Origin of the sequence: Enterococcus sp. AZ163, assembly GCF_050498925.1 — a bacterium.
In the GTDB taxonomy this organism is placed as follows: domain Bacteria; phylum Bacillota; class Bacilli; order Lactobacillales; family Enterococcaceae; genus Enterococcus_A; species Enterococcus_A ferrettii.
On sequence record NZ_JBIPAO010000006.1, the window covers coordinates 1 to 23,817 of the forward strand.

27 protein-coding genes are annotated in these 23,817 nt (G+C 38.0%); 22 read left to right on the forward strand and 5 right to left on the reverse strand.

Annotated features, from left to right (window positions below):
* From IGI46_RS25220 to IGI46_RS25285, 14 genes are all read left to right on the forward strand, one after another.
* Positions 1 to 277: putative minor capsid protein (locus tag IGI46_RS25220; protein WP_429974563.1), on the forward strand; the 277-nt coding region annotated here is incomplete at its 5' end.
* The gene (locus tag IGI46_RS25225; RefSeq protein ID WP_429974564.1) at positions 278 to 625 is read left to right on the forward strand and encodes a minor capsid protein; all 348 of its coding nucleotides are present in this window, start codon (positions 278 to 280) and stop codon (positions 623 to 625) included.
* Complete coding sequence (locus IGI46_RS25230; RefSeq protein WP_429974565.1) at positions 625 to 1,014, forward strand: phage tail terminator protein; 390 nt, start codon at positions 625 to 627, stop codon at positions 1,012 to 1,014. The genes IGI46_RS25225 and IGI46_RS25230 overlap by 1 nt, the downstream gene beginning before the upstream one ends.
* Positions 1,015 to 1,025: 11 nt before the next feature.
* Complete coding sequence (locus IGI46_RS25235) at positions 1,026 to 1,496, forward strand: phage tail tube protein (protein WP_429974566.1); 471 nt, start codon at positions 1,026 to 1,028, stop codon at positions 1,494 to 1,496.
* Between the two features lie 46 nt (positions 1,497 to 1,542).
* Entirely contained in the window at positions 1,543 to 1,908 is a 366-nt protein-coding gene (locus tag IGI46_RS25240) for a hypothetical protein (RefSeq protein WP_429974567.1), read from the forward strand.
* Between the two features lies 1 nt (position 1,909).
* The gene (locus IGI46_RS25245; protein ID WP_429974600.1) at positions 1,910 to 2,572 is read left to right on the forward strand and encodes a Gp15 family bacteriophage protein; all 663 of its coding nucleotides are present in this window, start codon (positions 1,910 to 1,912) and stop codon (positions 2,570 to 2,572) included.
* On the forward strand, positions 2,573 to 6,094 hold the full coding sequence (locus IGI46_RS25250) for a tape measure protein (protein ID WP_429974568.1): 3,522 nt from the start codon (positions 2,573 to 2,575) through the stop codon (positions 6,092 to 6,094).
* Positions 6,094 to 8,169 (forward strand): distal tail protein Dit, encoded by a 2,076-nt coding sequence (locus tag IGI46_RS25255; protein WP_429974569.1) that lies wholly within the window; start codon positions 6,094 to 6,096, stop codon positions 8,167 to 8,169. Before IGI46_RS25250 ends, IGI46_RS25255 begins: the two co-directional genes overlap by 1 nt.
* A gap of 10 nt (positions 8,170 to 8,179) precedes the next feature.
* On the forward strand, positions 8,180 to 11,485 hold the full coding sequence (locus tag IGI46_RS25260; protein ID WP_429974570.1) for a phage tail spike protein: 3,306 nt from the start codon (positions 8,180 to 8,182) through the stop codon (positions 11,483 to 11,485).
* A 60-nt stretch (positions 11,486 to 11,545) separates the two neighbouring features.
* The gene (locus tag IGI46_RS25265; RefSeq protein ID WP_429974571.1) at positions 11,546 to 11,896 is read left to right on the forward strand and encodes a hypothetical protein; all 351 of its coding nucleotides are present in this window, start codon (positions 11,546 to 11,548) and stop codon (positions 11,894 to 11,896) included.
* Positions 11,893 to 12,159 (forward strand): phage holin family protein, encoded by a 267-nt coding sequence (locus IGI46_RS25270; RefSeq protein ID WP_429974572.1) that lies wholly within the window; start codon positions 11,893 to 11,895, stop codon positions 12,157 to 12,159. Before IGI46_RS25265 ends, IGI46_RS25270 begins: the two co-directional genes overlap by 4 nt.
* The gene (locus tag IGI46_RS25275) at positions 12,156 to 13,265 is read left to right on the forward strand and encodes a GH25 family lysozyme (RefSeq protein ID WP_429974573.1); all 1,110 of its coding nucleotides are present in this window, start codon (positions 12,156 to 12,158) and stop codon (positions 13,263 to 13,265) included. Before IGI46_RS25270 ends, IGI46_RS25275 begins: the two co-directional genes overlap by 4 nt.
* A gap of 430 nt (positions 13,266 to 13,695) precedes the next feature.
* On the forward strand, positions 13,696 to 14,496 hold the full coding sequence (locus tag IGI46_RS25280; protein WP_429974574.1) for a HipA family kinase: 801 nt from the start codon (positions 13,696 to 13,698) through the stop codon (positions 14,494 to 14,496).
* Position 14,497: 1 nt separating this feature from the next.
* Entirely contained in the window at positions 14,498 to 15,316 is an 819-nt protein-coding gene (locus tag IGI46_RS25285; protein WP_429974575.1) for a DUF3037 domain-containing protein, read from the forward strand.
* Positions 15,317 to 15,755: 439 nt separating this feature from the next.
* Here the strand turns inward: IGI46_RS25285 and IGI46_RS25290 are convergent, their stop codons facing one another.
* The 3 genes from IGI46_RS25290 to IGI46_RS25300 all read right to left on the reverse strand — a co-directional run bounded on the left by IGI46_RS25290 (position 15,756) and on the right by IGI46_RS25300 (position 18,308).
* Complete coding sequence (locus IGI46_RS25290) at positions 15,756 to 16,892, reverse strand: tyrosine-type recombinase/integrase (RefSeq protein ID WP_429974576.1); 1,137 nt, start codon at positions 16,890 to 16,892, stop codon at positions 15,756 to 15,758.
* A 59-nt stretch (positions 16,893 to 16,951) separates the two neighbouring features.
* Entirely contained in the window at positions 16,952 to 17,467 is a 516-nt protein-coding gene (locus IGI46_RS25295; protein ID WP_429974577.1) for a hypothetical protein, read from the reverse strand.
* A gap of 88 nt (positions 17,468 to 17,555) precedes the next feature.
* A complete protein-coding gene (locus IGI46_RS25300) occupies positions 17,556 to 18,308 on the reverse strand; it encodes an XRE family transcriptional regulator (RefSeq protein ID WP_429974578.1) in 753 nt (250 codons plus the stop codon).
* Positions 18,309 to 18,461: 153 nt separating this feature from the next.
* On the opposite strand from IGI46_RS25300, the gene IGI46_RS25305 reads away from it, so the two are divergent.
* From IGI46_RS25305 to IGI46_RS25315, 3 genes are read left to right on the forward strand one after another with little or no spacing between them, the layout of a single operon-like run.
* Positions 18,462 to 18,677, forward strand: a complete 216-nt coding sequence (locus tag IGI46_RS25305) for a helix-turn-helix transcriptional regulator (protein WP_429974579.1) — start codon at positions 18,462 to 18,464, stop codon at positions 18,675 to 18,677.
* 39 nt (positions 18,678 to 18,716) lie between these two features.
* Positions 18,717 to 19,493, forward strand: a complete 777-nt coding sequence (locus IGI46_RS25310; RefSeq protein WP_429974580.1) for a phage antirepressor — start codon at positions 18,717 to 18,719, stop codon at positions 19,491 to 19,493.
* Between the two features lie 11 nt (positions 19,494 to 19,504).
* Positions 19,505 to 19,657, forward strand: coding sequence for a hypothetical protein (locus IGI46_RS25315; protein ID WP_429966193.1), 153 nt, complete (start codon positions 19,505 to 19,507; stop codon positions 19,655 to 19,657).
* Here the strand turns inward: IGI46_RS25315 and IGI46_RS25320 are convergent.
* Entirely contained in the window at positions 19,654 to 19,878 is a 225-nt protein-coding gene (locus IGI46_RS25320; protein ID WP_429966192.1) for a DUF2188 domain-containing protein, read from the reverse strand. The two genes, IGI46_RS25315 and IGI46_RS25320, sit on opposite strands and share 4 nt — an antisense overlap.
* Positions 19,879 to 19,936: 58 nt before the next feature.
* Between IGI46_RS25320 and IGI46_RS25325 the strand changes: the two genes are divergently transcribed.
* Positions 19,937 to 20,272: a MarR family transcriptional regulator gene (locus tag IGI46_RS25325; RefSeq protein WP_429966191.1), complete on the forward strand. Its 336-nt coding sequence runs from the start codon at positions 19,937 to 19,939 to the stop codon at positions 20,270 to 20,272.
* Between the two features lie 136 nt (positions 20,273 to 20,408).
* Here IGI46_RS25325 and IGI46_RS25330 read toward each other — a convergent pair whose 3' ends face one another.
* Positions 20,409 to 20,933, reverse strand: coding sequence for a hypothetical protein (locus tag IGI46_RS25330; protein WP_429963738.1), 525 nt, complete (start codon positions 20,931 to 20,933; stop codon positions 20,409 to 20,411).
* A 154-nt stretch (positions 20,934 to 21,087) separates the two neighbouring features.
* Between IGI46_RS25330 and IGI46_RS25335 the strand changes: the two genes are divergently transcribed.
* From IGI46_RS25335 to IGI46_RS25350, 4 genes are all read left to right on the forward strand, one after another.
* Positions 21,088 to 21,288 (forward strand): hypothetical protein, encoded by a 201-nt coding sequence (locus IGI46_RS25335; protein WP_429974581.1) that lies wholly within the window; start codon positions 21,088 to 21,090, stop codon positions 21,286 to 21,288.
* 186 nt (positions 21,289 to 21,474) lie between these two features.
* Positions 21,475 to 22,206 (forward strand): ERF family protein, encoded by a 732-nt coding sequence (locus tag IGI46_RS25340; protein ID WP_207702702.1) that lies wholly within the window; start codon positions 21,475 to 21,477, stop codon positions 22,204 to 22,206.
* Entirely contained in the window at positions 22,203 to 23,177 is a 975-nt protein-coding gene (locus IGI46_RS25345) for a DUF1351 domain-containing protein (protein WP_429974582.1), read from the forward strand. Before IGI46_RS25340 ends, IGI46_RS25345 begins: the two co-directional genes overlap by 4 nt.
* Entirely contained in the window at positions 23,174 to 23,815 is a 642-nt protein-coding gene (locus IGI46_RS25350) for a putative HNHc nuclease (protein WP_429974583.1), read from the forward strand. The genes IGI46_RS25345 and IGI46_RS25350 overlap by 4 nt, the downstream gene beginning before the upstream one ends.
* Positions 23,816 to 23,817 lie beyond the last annotated feature (2 nt).

The window sequence follows — 23,817 nt, forward strand, 5'->3', positions numbered from 1 at the left end:
CCAAGGTGATTACAACAAGCCTGAGTTTGAAGATGATCAGCTAGTAAACTATGTTCGTATTGATCGTAACCCGTCATACACCTTCGGCACACAAGGTAAGCAGCTGCTGTTTAATGCTACTGTCTTTTGCTACAACGGGCTAACCGATCCGCTACCAGCATTTAAAGAGCAAGATGTGCTTGTTTTTGATGGTGTAGAGCATACGGTTACCAGCGCTGCTCTTTTTAAAGAGCCATACGCTAATAAAGTTTATTCGTACGAGTTAGGAGTGGTTTAGTTGGCTAAGATAACAGTTGACTTAAGTGGTGTCAGAAGTAAGCTTAGTGACGCTGCTATGGATCGCGGGAGATATGCGATGGGAAATCAAATGATTTCAGATATGCATCCTTATGTTCCTAAAAGATCTGGTGGAGGGGCATTAAGGGCTTCGGTACACTTATCAGGCGATAGTAAATCGATCACCTATCAAATGCCGTATGCTAGAGCACAGTTCTACGGTACAAACGGCAAAGTTGTGTTTAGAAAATACTCTACACCAGGTACAGGGAAAAGATGGGATTTAAAAGCTAAGGCGTTACACTTGCCCTCTTGGAAGAGAGCTTTTCTGAAAGGAGCTGGATTCTAGTGGATTTTATTGACTGTTTAAAAGATTCAATTAACAAAATTCCAAATCTGCCAGTTTCGCTTAAAAAGGGCTATCTTTTAGAAGATGAAAGCTTAGTTCTCTACCCACTTCCTGGCGGCATAGACTTGCATGTTTATTACGATGGTTCAAAGGTTCAGCAATTAAACTATGGAATTGACATGAAGTCTAGAGATGGAAATAAAGTAGAACAAGTCTTAGAGTTTATTACAAATTATTTAGATGGTGAAGAAATAAACGTAATCAGTAGAGACGGATCCTTTGAGTTTAACTCTATCAATATAAGTAACAAACCGTTCATCGATGATGCTTATGAACAAGGCTGGCTCGTTTTCCGGCTGACTATACAAGCTAAAATAACTATAAATTAGGAGGAAATACCATGGCTGAAACAACAGCAAAAATTTATCAAAACTATTTACGTAAACATTTCGTAGGTAATACAAAAGAAGACATTATTTCAATTGGAGCAGGTATTACAGCAATTGCACCAGAGTTTGAAGAAGATAGCGAGGACTTTGGTTATTATGATTTGAATGGCGGCACCTCTAAATTCACTAAAAGCGTAACGATTTCATATGCTTTTGAAGGACATCGAAAATATGGAGATGCGGCGCAAGACTTTATGCGTGAAAAATTATTTAAGCTAGATCAACGGGACTGCTACTTCAGAGTAATAGAACCTGATGGAACTACTATTGAAGGGCCAGCTAAGATTAGTGATGTATTGCCACATGGTGGGGAAGCCAATGATCCAACCGAATTCCAATGCACAATTTCATTCGATGGACTTCCAACCGAATCCAAAACAGAACCTGCCGCTTCTCCAGCTTCGACAAAAACAAATAAATAAAAAGAATTAGGGAGCAGTTTTGCTCCCTTCTTTTGGAGGTAGTTTTATGATAAAAATTGAAGCCAAGAAAAAAATAATCCCAATTGAAATCGGATCAAATACCTTTGAGTTTGATCTGTCCGACGATTCTATTCTCAAACTACAAGAAAGCTATCAAAAAGTTATTGCGGAAATCGAGAAATCCAAAATTGATGAGAATATATCTGAGAAAGAGCGCGTTGAACAAGTTAAGATTGTTCAGCAAAAATCCATTGACTTTCTATTGGGTGAAGGTGCTTTTAATAAAATTTATTCTGAAGTAGAATCCATATCTTCTATCACTGAGATTCTTTTAGAGCTTAATATTCAGCTACCTAAAGAAATTGAAGAAATCATGGCTGCTGAAAAAATGAAAAAATATTTAGGTGAATGATATGTTCTCCTTTGCTTATGGACTTGAAGACAAGATAGAAATAGGTGGGGCTGTTTACGAACTTAATTTGTCTTATGATAGAGTGCTAAGATTTTTCGATATTCTTGCTGATTCAGAGTTAACAGATACATTTAGATTTAAAATTGCATTTAAATTGCTATTGGATGTCGATGACATTGAGCAACTGTTAACCTTAGAACAACAGTATGAAGTGATCCAAGCGATCATTCAGGAATACATTGTAAAAGAGAAGCCTTCTGTAGTTTTGGCTTCGTTCTCAAAAGAGAAAGAAAGAGACAAAGAAAAAGAATACTACTCAGTGAAAGAAGATGCGGATATTATTTTCGCATCTTTTTTTTATGATTACAAAATTGATTTATTGAGTGAGCGTGGAAAACTCCATTGGCAGAAATTTAAAGCCTTACTTAACAATCTTAGCGAATCAAGTAAGTTGAACAAAGTTATTGAGATACGTAAATGGAAACCTAGTGAACATACAACTGCTGAAGAAAGAAAACAGATGGAAGAGTTGCAGGCGTTCTACTCTCTTGACGCTACTCAGAAGGATGCAGAGGAACTTATGTATTTCAACTCGCTTAGCGAGGAGGAGAAAGAGGTTTTTGCGCGTGAACGACTAGCTTGTATGAAAGAAGGAGGTGTGTAGATGTCAGATGGAAGAATTGTTATTGAAATTGATGCTGATGGTAAACCAATTCGAACGTTAAATAAAGATTTAGGGAAACTTGACAAGCAATATGATGGAGCGTTCCAAGACAAACAGGGGCGATGGAGAAAAGCAAATGGACAGTTTATGACCATGAAAGAAAAAGCAGACATGCTTGGTAAATCTGTGAATAGCATGGGCGACGAAGCTCAAAAAGGATTGGGAAAGTTTGAAAGTCCATCCAAAAGAGTAATTACTTCACTAAAGGATATAGTGATAGGATTAGGCTTAGTGAAAGTTGCTTCAGCAGCTTTCGGAGTTTTAAAAAATTCTCTTGATGATGCGATTACCCGGTTTGATACGATGAACAAGTATCCAAAAGCAATGAGTGCTTTAGGTTTCTCTACTGATGATTCCAGCAAATCTGTAAAGCGGTTAGCTGACGGAATAGACGGGTTGCCAACCAGGCTAGATACAGTTGTCTCTACAGCACAGCGGATGACTGCGATTACCGGGAACATGAACAAATCAACGGACGCCACGATTGCCTTGAATAACGCTATGTTGGCTTCAGGTGCTTCTACAGAAGATGCTTCAAGAGGGATGGAACAATATATCCAGATGCTAAGTACCGGTAAGGTGGATATGCAGTCCTGGAGGTCGCTTCAAGAAACGATGCCGATCGGTCTGCAGAAAACGGCTGAAGCGATGGGTTATGTTGGAAAAACAGCTCAAAACGATTTATATGCTGCCTTGAAAAGCGGAAAGGTTACGTTTGATGAGTTTCAAAACAAGCTAATAGAGCTTGGCACTGGTACAGGTGAGTTAGCAAAGTTGGCTAAGTTAAACAGTGAAGGTATTGGAACTTCATTTGAGAATCTTAAAAGTTCTGTAATTAAAGGATTAGCAAATGTAATGCAAGCTATTGACGATGTGTCCAAAGCAGCAACAGGAAAGACGATTGCTCAAAATCTCGATTCTACGAAAGCAATAGTCAATGCTGCATTTGAATCAATGACAAACGCTATACGCAAAACAACTCCTTTTTTCCAGGCGTTCGGGAAGGTTATAGGAGACTTAGTAAAGGCGTTGGGACCATACTCGCCTGCAATTAGGGGCTTTGTTGAAGCGATCACTGCAATGCTGATTGTTAAGAAAGTTGCTAAAGCGTTTAATGAATCCAAAATAGCGACTGATGTGTATGCTGTAGCAGTAAAATCAGCAGAAATTGCAACAAAGTTGTTCACTTTAGCAACAAGTGCATCAGCTAGACAACAACTTGCAAAAACGGTTGTTGAAAAAGCTAGCGCAGCTGCAACTGCGATATCGACTGCTGCATTGTTAGCTAAAAGTACAGCTATAGGGATACTTACAGGAACTACCAGTCTGGCAACCGTTGCTATGACAGCTTTTAAAGTAGCATTAGATGTTTTGTTGGGACCTATTGGGTGGGTAACTGCTGCGGTAGGACTACTAGTTGCTGGTGGAGTTGCTTTGTGGAAACAACTTCATAAAGAATCAGATGCTGTAAAAGAATTAAACAGTTCTCAAGAAGAGCTGCTTACCTCTACTGAACAATTAGCAGATGATACTGAACGTAATATACAGAATCGCCAGGATGAAATAAAGTCAATAGAAACTAGTAAGAAATCATATCAAACTCTTATTACTGAACTAGAGAGACTAGCTGAAAAAGAGAGCAAGACAACCGCTGAGAAAAATAAAATGAAATCAATGGTTGAAGAGCTTAACAACTCAATTGAGGGATTAAATCTTTCATACGACGCTCAAAATGATGCCTTATCACAAACTCCTAGTAAAATCATGGAACAAGTTGCGGCTTTTAACGAACTAGATAAAGCAAGAGAAGCGCAGCAACAGTTGAACGATATTATTGAAGAACGTAACACAATTGAGTCCAAATTATCCGAGATAAACGAACAAAGAGAAAAATGGAATTCTGTAATGGCTCAAAGTCCAATAGAAGCTAAAAAAGCGGGGGATGCAATTAATGAGTTAAACGAAAAGGAAGCAACGCTGAAAGAAACACAAGCAGCTCTACAAACTGATTTTCAGAATACATCACAAATTCATCAAGACGCAATTAATAACGCCGCAGTAGCTGTTGAGAGCGGAGTGTTTAGACAGCAAACCTCATACAATGCACTAAATGAAACGCAAAAAGAAGTAATGGATTCTATGCGTGCAGAGTATCAAAGCCTACAAGAAAAAGCGACGAATGCTTTTGATCAGATTTCAATAAAAACAGCCATTTCTACAGAAGAAATGATTGCGAATATGCAAAAAAATCAGGAAACAATAGCAAATTGGGCGAATAATATTGCTATTCTAGCTGATCGAGGAGTAAACCAAGGTTTACTCGAACAACTTAGAAATATGGGGCCAGAAGGTGCTGCATACACTGCAGAACTCGTGAATTCATCTGACGAACAATTGCAAAGGCTGAATGAAGTTTATGGTAATGGTGGAACTACGGCGATGAATGCACTAAGTCAATCATTACAATTAGGAAAACAGGGGGTCAATGATGAGGTTTCTACGATAATCCCCGAAGCTGAGGCAACGTTGCAACAGAAAGTTGCTGCAGCGGATTTTGGTTCAGTTGGTAGAGATATGACAGACTCTGTTAGAGCAGAGATTGATAGTACCAAACATCAAGTCGCCGAAGCTACTGGAAATATGGCGAATGATGCTGTGAATAAAGCGAAGGAAACAGCTAGTACAGGTAAGTTGAAAGAGGTAGGAATACAGATTCCTAACGGTATGAAGGAAGGAATAAACGCAGGCAAGAAAGATGTCGAAAAGGCTTCAGGCGATATGGCAAAAGGCATATCCACGAAAGCAAAAGACCAACTTGGTGTACACAGTCCTTCAAGAGTATTCAAGGAAATTGGATCAAATGTTATTCAGGGTCTAAAAAATGGAATTGACTCACAAGTGAATTTACCACAACAGGCTATTTCATCAACAATAAGGGGAATGATTTCTTCGACTAATAATCTTACTAGCTCAATGAGCATGGTAGGAAGAAATGCTATGGTTGGTTTGGCAAATGGTATTAATGCAAATGCTGGGTATGCTTATAATGCTGCTAGGCATGTTGCAAATCAAGTAGCAGCTACAATTCGATCAGCATTATCAATTCACTCTCCTTCTCGTGTTATGCGTGATGAAGTAGGTAAATTCATTCCTCAAGGGATTGCAGTTGGTATCGAAGCGGATTCCAAGAAAGCATATAAAGCAATGAGTGACCTAGCAACTGGACTTATAATTTCACCAGAAACAGCTCTAGGGGCTGGCGGTATGAATTTATCAAGTGCAGGAGGTAGAATCATCCAGAATACCTACAATTCTAAGCAGACAAATATAAACCGCGTTTATGAACTTCATACGACCGTAGAGTTAAACGGCAGAGAAGTTGGCCGTAGTGTAGCTGTATACTCCGAGAAAGAATTGAATAGAAGAAACACAATCAAAAACGTTTTGGCAGGTGAAACATAATGGCAGAGTTTAACGTATATTTCAATGGTGAGAAGTTGCCTATCCGAGTGTTAGGCGGTTTCACACGCGGCCCGATGGTCGGAGAGTACGAAAACAAGACAATAGACATATCAGACATGGACGGAACCGAGGTAATCTCTTCACGTATTAAGGAGGGGGTTATTGAGGTTCCGTTTGTTATTCAAGGAGACTTGCACACAGCGCATGATGAAATGATGCGGATTCTGAACGTGGACGAACCCAAGAAGCTGCAATTTTCCGATCAGATGGATAGGTTCTACTTAGCCATTCCGCAAGGAAAGCCGGACGCCGAGGAACTCGTGCAGTGGTTTGAGAAAGGCTCTATCTCGTTCCTAGTACCGTCTGGTGTTGCCTATGCCGAAGAGGAAACGATTGTGACGAATGACCGGGAGGTCGTGACTGAGACGTTTGTTATTGATGGAGTACAGGGAACGGGTAGTTTGTTTGATGGACAGATCAAGACATCCTTCGCTCAAGAACAATATGATGAGCTTGTTGATCCTTCGAGGTACGTACGATCTGAGACTAACATAGTAGATTGTGGCGCTGAAATTCAGTTTAAGTTCAATGTGATTCAAATACTTGAAACAAAATATCCGAATCTTTTTTCTGGACTTACGACAATAAAAGAAAAAGAAGCAAGACTTCATGATTTTATGAAAAATGTTACCCTAATAAGTTCTTGTAGAGGCGGTGGTATGAACGAAGCAAATATAGCAAGCTCGTTAAAATATTACTTGATTCATATCTTAGCATCTGATAATAAATCAACATGGAGAGTTACGACAGGAGCTGTCGGGGCAAATGACTTTAATAATAAGCAAGTGAAGTTAACGGGGTCATATCCTAAACAAATGAATGATGGAAACTATGTTTTTTACATTTCATCCAAAAAGAATGGAAATAGTGATAATGGGGCCATTTCAGATGGAATCACACCAGCATGGGTTGAAGTCAAAGATGTCAAATTAGAAATCGAATTAGAACTTCCGAGAAAACAAACGCTGATAATTAATAATGAAGGAACACATAAAACAGCGCCTGAATTTTCTTTCGAATTTGAAGAAGATAACGGCTATATTGGGGTTGTTCACCAGGATGGCATTATCCAATATGGATCACCTAGTGAAGTAGACGGTGTGACAAAGCAGAAATCAGTAGTGTTGCTACAAGATCGTTTTGACAATAATAAAGGCTGGGAAATCAACAGCACTAAAGCGGTGACTATGTTACCAATGACAGCAAATGGAACTGTGAAGTGGGACCCGATCCAAAGCTTTGTATATCCGACTGATTTTGGAACGGGAGATGGATGGCATGGCGTAACACTCACGCAAGCATTATCACAAGAGGCGGACAACTTCACATTAGAGTCCTTATCAAGGATACAGGATATTTGGGCCGAAAAAGCTGGACGCTTGGAGTTCACTATTTCCGCTGCTGATGGTACACCCTTGTTTTCAATGCAGTTTAGAGATGATTCAGTATCTTCTTCTCAGAATCAATTTTGGGCGTATGTAGGCAACCAGGAAGTTGATCGAGACACTTCGACTTGGCGATGGCGATGGTGGCTAGGTAGCCTAACAGTACGCAAAGCTGGCAACTTGTGGGAGTGGACCATTCAAAACGGCCAAAACAAATGGACTAGGCAATACTTAGATGGTGGGTACACAGTCTCTAACAAGAAGGCAGCACGTATTACAATCGCTTTTGCTGCCTTCGGAGACAAGAAACCAATTGCTTGGGAAGATGTTGCTAAAAATAAAAGCGGCATGGGATGGTCAGAATTACGCTTCGTCAAGGACAACGTTGATTTTTGGGTAGACTTGCCGAACAAGATGAAAGCAGGCGACACAGTGGAAATTAGGAACACTGAGGGTAAGATATACAAGTACTGGCAGAACCAGGAACCTATACAAGACATGTTAGACGCTGACATAGGCAATAACTATTTCTTGCTGCCTGTTGGTGAAAGTGAAGTTCAGTTCCACTTTTCGGATTACATGAGTGAGCCGCCGCTGATCACCGCAAAATATAGGAAGACATATAGATAGGAGGCAAAAGATGCAGTTAATTATAATTGATCGTCAAAGTAAACAAGTACTAGATGTTTTGAGCAATGAAGCGCCTTTTGCTACGCCATTTGATGACTCTTTCAGCGGTGGCGGACTAACAGACAGTTTAGATACAGGTATGGCCACATACTCATTTGAAGTCTTGAAGAAATATACAGCCGCTGACCATCTAGTTAAGGGGAATGAGATTGCCTTTCGTGACAAAAAGGGGCAAGACAGATTATTCCAGATCCTGATTGTTGAGGCTGAGCATGATAAGAAAACCATTCATTGCGTTGATACCAATCTAGTGCTAAACAACAATATCGCCCGGCCTTATGAGGCTGATAAAGAATATAAAATAGCTGACTACATTAACCGTTTCTTGCCTAGCAAGAGCGGTTTTTCTATTGGAGTTAATGAAATACCACACCTATCAAGAAAGCTCGTGTGGGAAGGCTATGAGACGATCACGAAGCGATTGCGGTCTGTAGCGACTCAGTTTGATAATGCTTATATAGGATTCCGAGTTGTCATGCAAGGATCACAAGTAGCAGCAAGATTCATTGATATCTACAAGAAACGTGGCAAGAATATCGGAACGCTGCTTCAATACTCTAAACAAGTGAACAACATTTACAAGACGGAAGACTTATACGAATTGGCTACTGCTTTGATAGGTATTGGGGGTATGGTTGAAGGTTCAGAGGATCAAGAGCACGTTACTTTCAAAGATAGACACTATCAATCGGCTGATGGTCGCTTTGCTAGTCCAGCTGGTGATGATCGGGTTTACGATTTAACAATGGGTCCTTATTGGAAAGAGAATAAGCCTGGTATGCAAACACTTGAGGGATTCATTGAACGAACATTTGAATATGACACACAAAGTCCGCAGGAATTGTTTAACCGTGCGGTAAATCGATTAGCTGAGCTATCGCAGGGAGCAAATACGTATGAGGTAGATGTTGCGTTACTTGATGACGATATTGCTTTAGGAGATACAGTTCGTATTGTCGATCACGACTATCAGCCACCACTTTATTTAGAGGCAGATGTTTTAGAACTGACGCAGCACTTGTCAAACAAGGGAAGAAACACAGCAGTATTTGGCAACTTCATTGAGAAAGAGTCTAAGATTGATGCAGCGCTGAGAATGGCTCAGGAAGCCATGAAGCAAACGCAATTGCAGGCTCTTTATGAATGGCGAGCCTATGCTGATGATGATCAAGGGAACGGTTTTACTCAGCGTTATGTAGAAGGAAAGAAGTACGTAGCAATCCGCTTTGTAAAAAACAAACCGATTCCTTCAAGCAATCCTGCTGACTATGCAGGTTATTGGACAAAGTTTGCTGGTGATGATGGTGAAAATGGCTTGCCAGGGAAACCAGGGTCTGATGGACGAACACAGTACACGCATATCGCTTATGCTAACAACTCAGCAGGCAACCAAGACTTTTCCTTATCGGATTCTAACCGTAAATATATTGGGATGTACGTTGACTTTGAATTAAAGAGCTCAACCGATCCAACCAAGTATGCATGGTCATTAATCAAAGGAGCCGATGGTAGTCAAGGCGTACCGGGAGTACCAGGAGAGGATGGCAGAACGCCCTACCTGCATATTGCCTACGCTAATAGTGCAGATGGGAAAACAGGCTTCAGTACTACCGATTCATTGAATAAACTATTTATCGGTCAATACACAGATTTTATTCAACAGGATTCTAACGATCCTGCAAAGTATTCGTGGACTAAAGTTCAAGGACCGCAAGGGATTCCTGGCGAAGACGGACAGACCTATTATCCGTGGATTGTCTACGCAGACGATGTGAATGGTAAGAATATCAGTCTTGATGGTAATGGAAAGCCTTATATTGGGGCCGGTAGCGGAACTGTTGCAACGCCTTCTTTGAATCCGAAAGATTACCGGTTCAGTTTACGATATGATCACTCATTGTATGAAGACGTGCAAAAGCAAATTGACAGCGTGCCTGTAGTTACAGTTGGTACTACAAGACCGACGAATCCTAAGCATGGTGATCAATTTTGGCAACAAGACGCCGAAGGAGCAATAACAGGCTACTTCAAGTATGTAGTTACAGGTGGTGTTGGAGCTTGGGAGCCACAACTAGTGGACCAAGCCTTACTGAATATCTACGAGTTGAATGCTGTTAATATCAACGGCTCGGTAATCAACGGCTCAAAGTTTACAAGTGAGTTCACTGGTACAGATGATTACGGTCGTCCTATCAACGGAGTGTTATCAATTGATGGAGGAGTTATCAAGTCTGACTATCTTTATCCAAACGAGCCGGGGCGTACAGGATTAATGCGACTGTCTCATGAAGGTTTAGCGAGTGTTGTTTCCAGAGACGGACAAGGAACCGCAAACGCCGGCTTCAACCTAAACACTGTTGCGATGAGAATTTATTCCGATCAATACGACGTTAATTTGTCGAAAACTAATCTGTCTTTAGTAGATAGTATCGCTTTGCGTGAAGCTACGTTAGCGTACGACAAATTAACATTGTTAGATAAAGCTGGAAAAAAATACTTTAAAGGGGGCTTTGAAGGAATATCAGTTGAGCAACGGTTAGGTATAAGCCTTACAAAAATGACCGTTCCTGCTGGTGGCGGACTTCCAAGTATTCAAGCGTGGGAAGTTTTGTCGGCTGGATTCAATGACTATAACAATCCGAGCGAAACATGGATGGACATTAAAGCAAAAATAAACTTGCAAAACAACTGGATGAATAATTTAAATGTATTGAATTTTAAAAATGGGAATTCGAACGTTTCTTCAACTGGAAGCCGTATTTATGTGACGAATGATAACCATTTGGTAGTTGGAGGGAATTGGGGGACCTATTTAGCCGCCTTCAATACTGGATCACCTGTTACTGTATTACACGCGGACAGGAATGCATTGCAAGCCTATAAAAACTTAAACATGAACGGCTACTCCATAACCAATCAATCTGATATTCGATTAAAGAAAAATGTTAAACCGACAGATATTGATCCTTTGAAAGAATTCGAACATATTGAATTTTATGACTTTGACTGGGACCTTGAACACCCGAGAAACGAGGGAAAGAGTACTGAAAAACAATATGGTCTGATTGCTCAATATGTACCGTTTTTATCGGAACACTCTTCATTTGAAACAGACAATTATTTGGTAATTAATCAAATGAAGCAGATGAATTTGACTAGCCATGCTGTAAAGGTCCTGATTTCGAGAAACGAAGAATTAGAGGTTCGACTTGCTGAATTAGAAGAAAAAATGAACAAGTTGCTAGGAATTGAATAGATGTACGAGTTATGAGCAGGGATTTCGATCTCTGCTCTATTTTTTGAGAGTAGGTGAAGTATGGAGTTTTTCGACAAATTGTTAGAGATCAACAGTTTCCTTATGGCCATTGGGTTAGGAGGTATTTACGCATGCTTTCATAAAATCTATAAGGCTGTAAAGGGAAACAAAGATCAAACAGAACAACGTTTCAAGAGTCTTGAGTATGCAAATGTAGCGATACTGCATGACAAGATTTATAAACAGTGTTCTGGTTATTTAGAAGAAGGGTGGGTATCAATTGATGATTTAGAAAACTTAGAATACTTATGGCGAGGTTACCACCAATTAGGCGGTAACGGCACAGGAGAAACATTGTACAAAAAGGTTCTTGATTTACCGAATATACCACCGAAGGAGGAAAGAAAATGAACTTTGCAGAATATTTAGTGCCGCTAGCTATGGCAGGATGTCTAGTACTCGGATATTGTTTGAAACAATTTAAACGGATCAATATCAATGACTACATTCCAACAATTTTAGCTGTTGTTGGCGCGTTAATTGCTGGTAGCGTAAATGGATTCTCAATGGAATCAATTATTATTGGTGCAATTAGTGGATTAGCTTCTACCGGATTACACCAAGCGTTTACACGATTTATTGAGGGATTAAGTGGAAACGGAGGAAAGGAATGAAAAAGAAAAGTATCGTATTGAGCCTATTATTGGCTCTTTTTTTGTTGCCAAATTTTCAAGTGGAAGTAAATGCTGCTAAAGGTGATCAAGGTGTTGATTGGGCTATTTATCAAGGAGCAAATGGCCAATTTGGCTATGCCCATGATAAATTTGCAATCTCTCAAATTGGTGGTTACAATGCCGGAGGGCTTTATAATCAATGGACTTACGAAAGCCAAGTAAATTCAGTGTTAGCACAAGGAAAGCGAGCACATACTTATATCTGGTATGATACCTGGGGAAATATGAGCATTTCTAAAACTACAATGGACTATTTTTTACCCAAGGTAAAAACTCCACGGGGTAGCATTGTAGCTCTTGATTTTGAACATGGAGCTAGTTCGAACAAGCAAGCAAATACGGACACAATCCTTTACGGGATGCGGAGAATTCGAGACGCTGGTTATACTCCTATGTATTACAGTTACAAACCGTTTACTTTAGCAAATGTATATTATCAGCAAATTCTTGCGGAGTTCCCTGATTCATTATGGATGGCAGCATATCCAAGCTACAATGTAACTCCAAGCCCTGTATGGTCGGTATTTCCAAGCATGGATGGAGTAGCAATCTATCAATTTACTTCCACATACGTTGGTGGTGGATTAGATGGAAATGTCGATTTGACAGGAATTACTGACAACGGGTATACGACTCTACCCGATCCCAACCCTTCTGAGGTTACGGATGTTTATCGAGCTGGTCAAAACTATTCAGTGATGGAGGTCGGAAACGATAAAGGTCATTTGGATGGGTTCGGCGCGGTAAATGGAAAGATCAGGGCGGAAGGATGGAGCACACGTACTAAGAAATATCAGTATGCATTCATTCTAGACCGAACGACTGGTAAAGAACTGAAGCGAATCAAATTGAAAGATTTGCCAAGAGCCGATGCAGCAAAAGTATACAACAGGAATGATGTTGCTGGATTTAGCGTGGAGCTGGATCAAAAAGATGTTGAAGGACATTCGATCATTGTAATGATTCGCAGCACCAACGATCCTGCAGGCGATGTTAAGGGCGGGTTCAATGATATTACTGAAACTCGCTGGTATTTAGACATTTAAATGAAGTGAAATCTCATCTAATCGGGTGGAAGGAACATATCATTTGAGTTAATTAATTGTATATTTTATAATGTTTTATAGGTATCACTCAATTAACATAAATGTGCCAAGATATTTATAGACAAAGCGGCTGAGATCAGACATTTGGGGAAGTGTGCTGATGGGAAAAGCCGCTCTGTTTGGATATCAAAAAATCAATATTTACTTTAAAATTAATTATATTATAATAGTTTAAAGACTATTTCAATAGAAGTAGTCTCTTTTCTATCTAGGACAACTGTTTGGGAAGGCAGTTGTCTTTTTTTTGATAGTCGTAGGTTCGAGTCCTGCAGGGGGCATTTTGAAAGACAGATAGAACGTGAGTTCCGTATTGTCAATGTTTTCAAATAGTATTATACTTTTTTAGAATGTATTGACAAGGAGTAGTTAGTTGAGTAAAATACGAAAAGTTGTAAATTATTTGGGCAGAATCCCTCATGGAATAACTCGACCCATGAAGGTAGAAGCTGATGACGGAAAAGCTTATGTAATGAAATGCGCTCATGATTATTGCAACAGTAAAATTTTATACAATGAGTTAGTATCCTTTAGGTTAGGGAAATTATTGGATATTCCAATGCCAGATTGCAAATTAGGGATTCTACCAGAGGAAGTTATACTTAAAAACCAGCGTATGACAGAACTAAATGTGGTTTCTGGTACGTGTTTTTTAAGTGAGTATACGCAAGGAACTCCTAAAATCTCCCCGGTGCTAGCAAGAAGTGTAGTTAATGGTAATGACATATCCAAAATATTAGTTTTTGATCAAATCATTTTAAATAATGATAGGGCAAAAAATGACGGTAATCTTTACTATGATAGGAAGAACAAAAAGGTAATAGCCATTGATCACTCTCATATTTTTATTAATGGAGAAATCTGGTCAGCCTATGAGTTAGATCGATTGAAAAATCAAAGTCCTATAGTCGTTGAAAAATTATTAGGAAGAAACTATCGAGTCTTTTCTAAGCATTTAGCTGGTCATAGCTGTTATAATGAAGTTATGGAAAGAGTAAGAGGTCTATCTGAAAAAGACGTCAAAGAAGTTTTTACGGATATTCCAATTGACTGGGGCATAAGTAATGAAGAGATCGATAGTTCATTTTCTTTAGTATGGGAACAGATGACTCAAGTCGATGGAATTGTTTGCGAATTAGAGAATGCTTATTCTAGAGGAAAGAGAGGACAATAAAATGAGTAAAGAAATAAAAATTAATTATTCAGTATGTAATTACATCCCTAGTATAATTAGAAATGAATCAGTTATATTCGGGATTGTCGTACATTGTCCTTCTGAAGAGTATGCTCAGTTTCACCGAACTAAAAATCTAAAAAGGCTTCGGGCATTCGACGACGAGTACGACAAAAACTACATTGATTTAATGAGTGAAACGTTCTCCTACTATTTTGATTATCCGGCTTTGGATTGTGATGAATATGATGATGAACGTTTTGATAATATAACTTCGGATACTTTTATTTCGGATATCACTAAATATTACGTAAATGAGTTTCAATTTTCCGAAGTTAGAGAACTCATATCGTCAAACGAAACGTTAACAAGAGACCTAAGCGATCTGATTAGAACATATTTATATTATGATAGGCCTAAATCCGAAAGAATTACTACTAGCGAAGTTAAGAGATTACTAAATAAAGAATTATCAAATTTGAATTTGCATGAGTACATTCAAAAAACTAAAGTAGTAGATCTAGCGAACAGAGAAATAGTAGATTTCGAGTATGGGGATACAGCAGTTAAGGTTTTGAGTTTTGATTATAAAAGAAAAACTGATATTGTAGATCAAATAAAGATTTTCCAAAGTGATTTTTTAGATAACAAGAATTATTTCAAATCCAAAAAAATAAAAATAATTATGGGTAATACAAATTTTGATGACCAAAAATTTATTGATGCAGCATTTTTAAAATTGAAAAGCATCGATTCTTCTATAGAGTTAATTCCGATAGGAGAATATACAAATAGGCTTATTTTTGAAGGAGTTTCATAAAAGACCCTAGCGCGAACTAACGCCTTCCAACCATTTACACAACAAGCGACACGGTGTATAATTAATTTACCTTTCAATATCTTACGTATCACTTTCCAACAGCCCACTTCTAACGAGGTGGGCATTTTTGTGCTATACTACCAGTGGAGAGTATTCACAACTCCGTTGTTATCTACGTGGCCACTTCCTAACTTGGCGGGGAGTGGCCTTTTCGTTTGTTTTTTGAATACCCAGTGAATACCCTTTTTAGTATATCGTTGTGTTTTAAGTTCCATGTTAAAAACCAAAAATACTGAAACAAAGCGGTTTTGCTTAAGTTTTACTTGGAGGTAAGTAGCTAATACGGATTCGACTTATCCAGATGCACTATTCAAAAACCTTGATTTGATAAGGTTTTTCTAAGTAATTTCTATTTTTGAATACCCTTTTGAATACCCAATCAGGATTCAAGGTATTTTTGGAAATTAACAGCAACATCTTTCTCCGCTTCTTTAGTAACGTGAGTATAAATGTTTAAAGTAGTTGAAATATCGCTGTGACCTAATCTTTCTTGAACTTGTTTTAATGTAGCGCCTGACTCGAACAACAAAGATGCATGGGTATGTCTGAAACCGTGGGGTGTGATAGCGAATTCAGGATACTTATTTAGTTTCCTAGAAAGGTAATAGTGGTAAAGTATATCATTTTTTTCTGAACTAAAAATCAATTGCTGATCGTCTAAACCGACAGGTATACCTCGGGAGAAAAGGAATTTCTTTTGTTCGAGCTTCCATTTTTTAAGTAAATTAATCGTACCTTTATCTAATGCCAATATTCGTTCGGAACTAGTAGTTTTAGTTGTGCTTATATATCTTTTTTTGCTCAAGTTTGCGACGCTTTTATTTATTGATAAAGAATCTGTTTTGAAGTCAAGATCACCCCATGACAAAGCCAATAATTCGCTTTTACGCAATCCAGTATATGCTAAAACATGAAACATAGCATATACTTGCAGAGGTTCATTTTCTTTGATTAATGTCAGAAACTCATTCAGTTGCTTTTTGTCTAAAAAATTTTGTTCTTCTTTTGACTTAACGGTTCGCTGTTTCTTTGGCATAATAATGCGATCCATAGGATCGTCGGATAGCAAATCGTGGTTAATAGCGAACCTAAATACTTTAGAAGTATAAGATTTTAAATGACTAAGATGTGCGTAGTCTTCGTGCCACTTATTAACAACTTTTTGACAGTGAGCAGGCGTAATCTTCCTAATTTTCATCGAACCAAACGCAGGTAGGATTTGATGATCGAAATATCGTTCTACTCTTTCTGAAGAAGTAGGTTTAACCGTATTTACATATTGCGCAAACCATAGTTCATACACATCCTTATAGGTGCTAAAGTCTTGCTTTGTAAATCCAACATCTTCAATTTCTAGTTGTAATTTTGCAAGCGCTAGTTTTGCTTCTTTTTGCGTTCTGAATCCACGCCTGGTTGTTCGTTTCTTTTTACCTGTCAGTGGGTCAACGCCCAAATATGCATTAAACTGGTAGGCGGTCGATCCGTCTTTTTTTGTGTATTTTTTTATATTGGCCATTTAGTAACCTCCTAGGGAGTAAATTTTCGTAAGTTGTATAATTGTTAAAAGAACGAAAATTATTCTTCAATCTTGTAAGCATCTATGTAAAATGCTGGAACCTGATTATTACTGCCACTAGTTGTTTCGTAGTTAAAGATTTCAACGAAATGAACGAATACACGGAGTTCATCCCCTTTGATTATATTTTTGTAAGTTTCGTTTTTAGATACAAGTAATAGGACCGTTTTTGTTTCTGTTTCTGATAAGTTAACTGTCGCCAAATAATGATTATTCTCTCCATCTGTTTCTAAAACTTGAAATACTTTAGCTAAAAAGTAAGATTTATTACCTATGTTATCATCTGGATACCTTTCAAAATCATCTATCTGGATACCTGTATTATAAGAATCAAAATTCATGTTTTCGTATCTTTCTGCGACATCAATCGCTATATCCTCTTTTGACTTCTCAACAGCAGTTGTCTCTATTGTGGAACTCTGAGAATTCTCATCGGAGCTTTTAGTGTTTTCAGTGTTTGAGCAAGCAGACAGTCCGACAGCAAAAACAAACATTATGAATAATACTTTTTTCATTTTCAAACCTCACCTTTATAATATCTTAACTAACAAATTCCTCGTAAATAGTGTTGACAATCAAATTGATTTCTTGTTAAGTTTAAAACTACTTCACCACCTCTCCAACGACCTTCACAGTGTCATCCTCTGTAACTAGCATGTCTTCGTACTTGCTGTTCAAGGAAACTAAATACATTCCGTTTTCAGTCACTCGAATTTTTTTGAGATAAGATGACCCATTTACTCGGATAACGTATATCTTATCTGTAGATAGGTTAGAACGCTCTACTTCAGGGATTTCTTTACAATAAACTATATCTCCTTCCTTGTATTCAGGTTCCATTGAATCTCCAGAAGCTATATATACCCAATCGAAATTGATTGGAGCGTCAGAAGGAATGTCTATAATATCCCATTCATGAGTGCTCTCGTCAGAAATGTCTTCATAATAGTTCGAAACTCCTAACCCAGCACCTAACACGCCTCTTTTTTCAGCAGTTCTCTGTATTCTATATTTACGTTTTTCTTCCAAGTCAATAACTTTGTTTTGCTCCCTTAATTGAGTTTCGGCAAAGTTGTATACTTTTTTCTGTCTAAGTGGCTCTAGTTTGTTGTAGATTTTTTCTATAGAAGAATTAACAGTTTCATCTGTGTAGAAGTCATCAATCTTGATGTCATAGAAATCTGCTAGAATCCTGATAGATGATAGCTTAGGCTCTTCTTTGCTATTTTCCCATTTAGACAGTTTACCTTTGTTAAAATTGACTGTGTCGGGGTATCTTTTATTTAATGTATCAGCAAGTTCTTCTAATGTAAGACGTTTCTCAAGTCTCAAAGACTTCATTTTTGGTCCCAACATGTAAACACCTTCCTTCGATGTAATTAGTATACTAGAACTGTTTCGAAAACGCAACAGTTTATTTATTCGAACCAAAGTTGTTGACTTCGAAACAAAGTATGCTATTATATAAATATAAAGTTTCGAAAACGAAACAAGGAAGAAGGTGTTTATATGGTTACCCCGATTGAATTCAAATCTCCTTACTACAATTTGAAATCGCTAATCGAAAGAAAAGGTATGACTCAAGTAGAGGTCGCAAAGCAAATGAAAATGGATCGAACGACATTCAATTTGAAAATCAACCGAACTAATGGTCGAGATTTTACTTTTCAAGAAGCAATTAAAATTGCCCAAATTTTAAATGAGAAAATTGAATTATTTTTTTGATTAACTTGTTTCGAAAACGAAACATATAGGAGGTAGAAAATGACTGCACTAAAAATCTTCAATTTTGAACAAAATGTAGTTCGAACTGTATTGATAAATGATGAACTCTATTTTGTCGGAAAAGAAATTGCTGAAATACTTGGATATTCGAATTCTCGAGATGCTTTGAATGTCCATGTTGACCCAGAAGACAAATTAGTTCTAACGTCGCGTATAACGACTTTAGAAAATATTCCTAATCGCGGGCTAACTGGAATTAATGAATCAGGGCTATATTCTCTGATTATGGGGAGTCAATTACCAACAGCTAAAAAATTCAAAAGATGGGTGACTTCGGAAGTCCTACCGCAAATCAGAAAGCACGGAATGTACGCTACAGATGAACTACTAGATAATCCGGATCTACTGATTGAAGTAGCCACCAAGCTGAAAGAAGAAAAAACACTACGCTTGATTGCTGAGCAGCGAGTAAATGAATTGCAGCCAAAGGCGGATTACTACGACCGAATTCTAAACAACAAAGGATTGGTAACCGTTAGTACGATTGCCAAGAACTACGGCATGAGCGCTGTAACGTTTAATAAGTTGCTACATGAATTAGGAATCCAATTCAATCAAAGTGGCACATGGCTGTTGTATAGCAAGTTTCAGGACAAAGGATACACGCATATCGAACCATTCGATTATGAAGATAAAAACGGCAATTCGCAAGTGAAGACGCGCATGAAATGGACACAAAAAGGGCACATTTTCTTATATGAAACATTGAAGAAAAACAATTACTTGCCAATGATTGAACAGGAACGAGTTAGCTAGGAGGTGGCGACATGAAAGAAGAAAAAATTGAAATTCTCAACGAAGAGCAGTACACGAAATTAATTGTAGAAACGAATGATGGAAAAAAAGTAGCAGAAGTCACATTGACAGATGCAACTCCTGCTGACGGGTACAGAATTAGGCTAACACCTCAATATGATTAACCCTTTGGTGGATGCGGATCGTTTCCATGACTATCACGACTTTGAATTTTTCCATCTCGTCCGTGAATAAATAATTCTGAACCCTGATTTTTAGAAATCTCTCTAGCAATTTTTGTTGCTTTGGCTTTTGTATCAGTATGTGCAGTTGCTTTAGAGTTTCCGGCGCCTTTAACATTCCAACCACCTTTGGAATTAGGCACGACATGTTGATTTTTACCCATATTATTATCACCTCACTTTCTATAGTGAGTGTACCAAAAAACTTAGGAGGTGGCACTAATGCCAATGATGGAAGTGACAGAGCACGAAGAAATGATTTTATACGGTCTGCGATCAATGATCGCTAAAAACAATGACGAACAACTAAAAGCAGTTGAAAACACCTATTTCGCTAAGTCTAAACAATCAATCTTTACTACTAGCGAACTTGCTGCTAAGTGGGGATGCTCTAAAAAGCATGTTCAAACAGTACTAAAAGATGGCGGCGTAAAACCTGTAGGCAAACGTGGTCATGAGCATGAATACGACGGATCAGCAACTCAGTTAGCAAAAGAAGAATACGACGCTAAAGTACTATACAATCGCCGAATCTCAGGCAAGCTGAGGGCTATGTAAAGGAGGGATAAGATGTCACTTAAAGATTGGATACTTTTATTTGGAACAGTAATTGTTTTAATGATTTCCATTCCAGTTATAGTAAATAACCATAAAAGACTTAAAAAAATGGAAAAGAAAAAGTAGCTCAAATGAACTACTTCATTGCTTTAATAATAGCTTGTGCAGACTGCTTTATAGCAGTTGCCTCTTTCGTATCGGTGCTTTTTTTTGATGTGTTCCACAATAAATGTGAATGCATATCAGTCTTAATTGAAGATGTTTCTTTGTATATTTTACCCTGTAGATCTGAGTATGTGATGGTTACATCAACCGTTTCTTTGTACTTAGGATCCATAAACGATGTTAATTTTTGTCCTGGAGCTAATGTTCCATTTATTAATGAGTTCATGTTGAATTTCTTATTACTAGAATCTAGTTCTCTACTAAAAGATAAATCAAGTATTTTAGCCGACGTTACTCCGAAATTCTTGATTACAAAGTACTTTGAAAAAGAAGAGATCTCTATTGTTTCAACATAAATTGACAAGTAAGGTCTGTTAGCATCTCTAATACTCTCTTCAGTCATTTTAATGGACTTCCGCGTTTGAAGAATTGCAACTACAGAAACGATTAGAGAAGTGATGATTGCGAATAATTGAATTAGGTCAGTAATTTCCATAAAGCACCCCTATCTTTTAATTCAAAAAGTTTGTTTCTGATATCAGTATTATACCAAAAATTGAGAGTAAATGATAAATCGAAAAATAGTATTTCGTCTTATGCATATCGAACAATAGATGAAATAATCCAAGACTTAGTAAGGAGTATGGAAAATGCGCAGTGATTTCTACTATGTAATAAAGGTGCCTGCATCAGTTGCAAATGATATAGCTAGGCGTAGATCGAAAAAAACGATGCTGACAGGAGCAATGACAGCGACCTTTCTATTAGGGCAATGGCAAGCAGGAGTAGCCTTGTTTGCTATGTTAATTGTGGCGAATTTAGTTCAGAAAAATAAAGCAGATAGGAGGTAGTTGTTTGTTGACCAGAAAAGAAGCGTTGCGCTACGGGAAAATATGTGCGGATCGTTGGTGGAGACACAACAAGTCCACAATCTTAGCCAAGCAACATATAGAAGTAATGAAAAAAGCGACTTCCACCGCCAAGTAGTAAGTCGCAAACTCAAATATTTTTCTAAATTATATCACAGGAGGGATAAAATGTCAGACACAATCGAGAACCCTCAAAAGAATCTGATGAATAAGCTTGTCGATATTACATCAACAATCGATCGGATTCCAAAGAATGGGCACAATGACTTTCACCATTATGATTACGCACTAGAAAGCGATATTAAAGATGTAGTGAGAAAAGAAATGACTGAGAGAGGCCTTCAAATGATTCCAAACGAATTGAGTAGAACTATTACTCAAATATCAGCGAAAAACGGGAGCCAGCAGTTAGTAAGTTTAGAAGTCGAATATACAATTTTTGATGCTGAAAGTGGCGAATCAGTGAAAATGAAAGGTTACGGTGACGGACAGGATTCAGGGGATAAAGCAGTCTATAAGGCTAAAACAGGAGCTTTAAAATACGCATTGACGAGTTTATTCATGATTCCAACTGGTGATGATCCAGAAACACCACTTCAACCGCCGAAAACAATCACTAAAGAGCAATACGCTGTAATTGAAAGTTTAAGTGAAGAGGTAGCTGAACTTTCGAATTCGCAAGCTGGAAAAGTAATTGGAACTTTAAAAGTCGAATTGAAGATAACTAAAGCATTGAAAGAAATAAATGAAGATGAATTCGATAAAGCTTTGAAGCTCCTTCAAACATGGAAGAAACAGTTTGAAGAACGCCAAAAACAGGAAAGAAGAAAACAAGAATTAATGCAGCAAGAAGAAGGCTACGGAACTATTCAAAATATACCTTGGGGGCAAAAACAATGAAAAACGAATTAGCAGAAAAAGACATTAAATTTTCGGTGAATTATACTCCTTCAAAAATTTATATCGAAAACGAAAAACAATTAGACGAATTGATCAATGACGTTACAAAGCATTTTGAAGCTCAAATATTTTCAGACAGCAACATACCAGAAGCGAAAGATGCACGAGCGCAATTAAATAAATATATCAAAATCTTGGAAGATCGGCGCAAAGAAATAAAGAAAGATTTTAAACAGCCACTTGATGATTTCGAAAAAGTCATGAAGGGCTATGTTAATAGACTTGGAGTGTTATCAGAAAAGATCAATTTAAGTGTTAAAGATTACGAGGAAGAACAAAAAGCTATTCGCTTAGAAAAAATACAATGGGAAATGGCTAAACTTGCTGAACAATTCAACGTAGAGGCTAACGTGATCGAGGTTCATTCTAATTGGTTAACTAAAGCCTCCTTTACAGCAAAAGGCGAAGTACGACCGAAGGTTATTGATGAGATCAAGGATAAAATCAAAATTATTGCTATGAAGCGTGAACGAGTAGCGGCTGATAAAGCTACTATAACAGACTACGCGGAAATTGCCGGCTTAGATCCATATGCGTGGGCTAACATGATTGATCAAGGTTGGAGTGTAGCCGATATTCGAGAAAAGATAAAAGCAGCTGTAGAGGAAAAGCGAGTACGAATGCTTGAAGTAGAAAGAAAGCGTGCTGCAGAAGCTGAATATGAAGCCGCTATGAAAGAACATGAACGTTCAAACGCAGTAGAGACAAATACAGGGTTGATTGATCCTGAAACTGGAGAGATTATTGAGAATTCTTCAAGTACAAACAATAATATGTCACCTACAGAATCTTATGAGGAAAATCAGGAGCTTATCACTGCGACATTGCAACTTACTGGAACTGTCGAACAGATGCAAGCTTTAAATAATTATATTGTTAAGAACGGTATTCAAGTGGTGCCAGTGGAATGATAGGCAAGATTATCTCTATGAATGGTAGATACCTAGAGATAGAACTAGAAGAAGCATTCAATCAAGAATATTTGAAGTTACTAGCAAATGGAGACGACAACTTTGTGAAAGTTATTGAGCTAGACAATCGTTCTATTTCTCCACAGCAGAATGCTCTTTCGCATGCTCTTATTTCAGATGTTGCTAAGTGGCAAGGTGAAGACCCCTACTGGAGTAAGCAAGATTTGAAGTATCTCTATTTTGGAAAAAGGGCTATCTGGTTCGAACACAGCAAAGCTACTAAGTCTGAGTCAAAGGAATGGATATCTTTTCTAATTGAGTTTGTCTTGGAGTGGAATGTTCCTATCCCAAAAATATATAGGTATTTGTTGCATGAAACCTCATGGTTTTATCACTGCTTAAAATATCGGAAATGTTGTATCTGCTTAGATCAAGCGGATGTGGCACATGTGGATGTTGTGGGTATGGGAAGAAATAGAAAGAAGATTAACCATTCGGATTTCCGGTTTATGGCTTTGTGTAGGTGTCATCACACAGAAGAACATACGATTGGAACCAGCAATTTTATGAAGAAGTACATGATTACACCACTGAAGCTGAATGATGAAGATAGAAAAAAACTGCGGATTGGGGGTTGATC

What these genes read in the sequence shown, in the direction of transcription:
- IGI46_RS25305 (WP_429974579.1), top strand. Translation starts at nt 18,462, where the DNA reads ATGGTTACCCCGATTGAATTCAAATCTCCTTACTACAATTTGAAATCG.
- IGI46_RS25290 (WP_429974576.1), bottom strand. Translation starts at nt 16,892, where the DNA reads ATGGCCAATATAAAAAAATACACAAAAAAAGACGGATCGACCGCCTAC.
- IGI46_RS25310 (WP_429974580.1), top strand. Translation starts at nt 18,717, where the DNA reads ATGACTGCACTAAAAATCTTCAATTTTGAACAAAATGTAGTTCGAACT.
- IGI46_RS25250 (WP_429974568.1), top strand. Translation starts at nt 2,573, where the DNA reads ATGTCAGATGGAAGAATTGTTATTGAAATTGATGCTGATGGTAAACCA.
- IGI46_RS25235 (WP_429974566.1), top strand. Translation starts at nt 1,026, where the DNA reads ATGGCTGAAACAACAGCAAAAATTTATCAAAACTATTTACGTAAACAT.
- IGI46_RS25345 (WP_429974582.1), top strand. Translation starts at nt 22,203, where the DNA reads ATGAAAAACGAATTAGCAGAAAAAGACATTAAATTTTCGGTGAATTAT.
- IGI46_RS25245 (WP_429974600.1), top strand. Translation starts at nt 1,910, where the DNA reads ATGTTCTCCTTTGCTTATGGACTTGAAGACAAGATAGAAATAGGTGGG.
- IGI46_RS25285 (WP_429974575.1), top strand. Translation starts at nt 14,498, where the DNA reads ATGAGTAAAGAAATAAAAATTAATTATTCAGTATGTAATTACATCCCT.
- IGI46_RS25300 (WP_429974578.1), bottom strand. Translation starts at nt 18,308, where the DNA reads ATGTTGGGACCAAAAATGAAGTCTTTGAGACTTGAGAAACGTCTTACA.
- IGI46_RS25315 (WP_429966193.1), top strand. Translation starts at nt 19,505, where the DNA reads ATGAAAGAAGAAAAAATTGAAATTCTCAACGAAGAGCAGTACACGAAA.
- IGI46_RS25295 (WP_429974577.1), bottom strand. Translation starts at nt 17,467, where the DNA reads ATGAAAAAAGTATTATTCATAATGTTTGTTTTTGCTGTCGGACTGTCT.
- IGI46_RS25265 (WP_429974571.1), top strand. Translation starts at nt 11,546, where the DNA reads ATGGAGTTTTTCGACAAATTGTTAGAGATCAACAGTTTCCTTATGGCC.
- IGI46_RS25275 (WP_429974573.1), top strand. Translation starts at nt 12,156, where the DNA reads ATGAAAAAGAAAAGTATCGTATTGAGCCTATTATTGGCTCTTTTTTTG.
- IGI46_RS25240 (WP_429974567.1), top strand. Translation starts at nt 1,543, where the DNA reads ATGATAAAAATTGAAGCCAAGAAAAAAATAATCCCAATTGAAATCGGA.
- IGI46_RS25335 (WP_429974581.1), top strand. Translation starts at nt 21,088, where the DNA reads ATGCGCAGTGATTTCTACTATGTAATAAAGGTGCCTGCATCAGTTGCA.
- IGI46_RS25270 (WP_429974572.1), top strand. Translation starts at nt 11,893, where the DNA reads ATGAACTTTGCAGAATATTTAGTGCCGCTAGCTATGGCAGGATGTCTA.
- IGI46_RS25320 (WP_429966192.1), bottom strand. Translation starts at nt 19,878, where the DNA reads ATGGGTAAAAATCAACATGTCGTGCCTAATTCCAAAGGTGGTTGGAAT.
- IGI46_RS25330 (WP_429963738.1), bottom strand. Translation starts at nt 20,933, where the DNA reads ATGGAAATTACTGACCTAATTCAATTATTCGCAATCATCACTTCTCTA.
- IGI46_RS25325 (WP_429966191.1), top strand. Translation starts at nt 19,937, where the DNA reads ATGCCAATGATGGAAGTGACAGAGCACGAAGAAATGATTTTATACGGT.
- IGI46_RS25255 (WP_429974569.1), top strand. Translation starts at nt 6,094, where the DNA reads ATGGCAGAGTTTAACGTATATTTCAATGGTGAGAAGTTGCCTATCCGA.
- IGI46_RS25260 (WP_429974570.1), top strand. Translation starts at nt 8,180, where the DNA reads ATGCAGTTAATTATAATTGATCGTCAAAGTAAACAAGTACTAGATGTT.
- IGI46_RS25350 (WP_429974583.1), top strand. Translation starts at nt 23,174, where the DNA reads ATGATAGGCAAGATTATCTCTATGAATGGTAGATACCTAGAGATAGAA.
- IGI46_RS25340 (WP_207702702.1), top strand. Translation starts at nt 21,475, where the DNA reads ATGTCAGACACAATCGAGAACCCTCAAAAGAATCTGATGAATAAGCTT.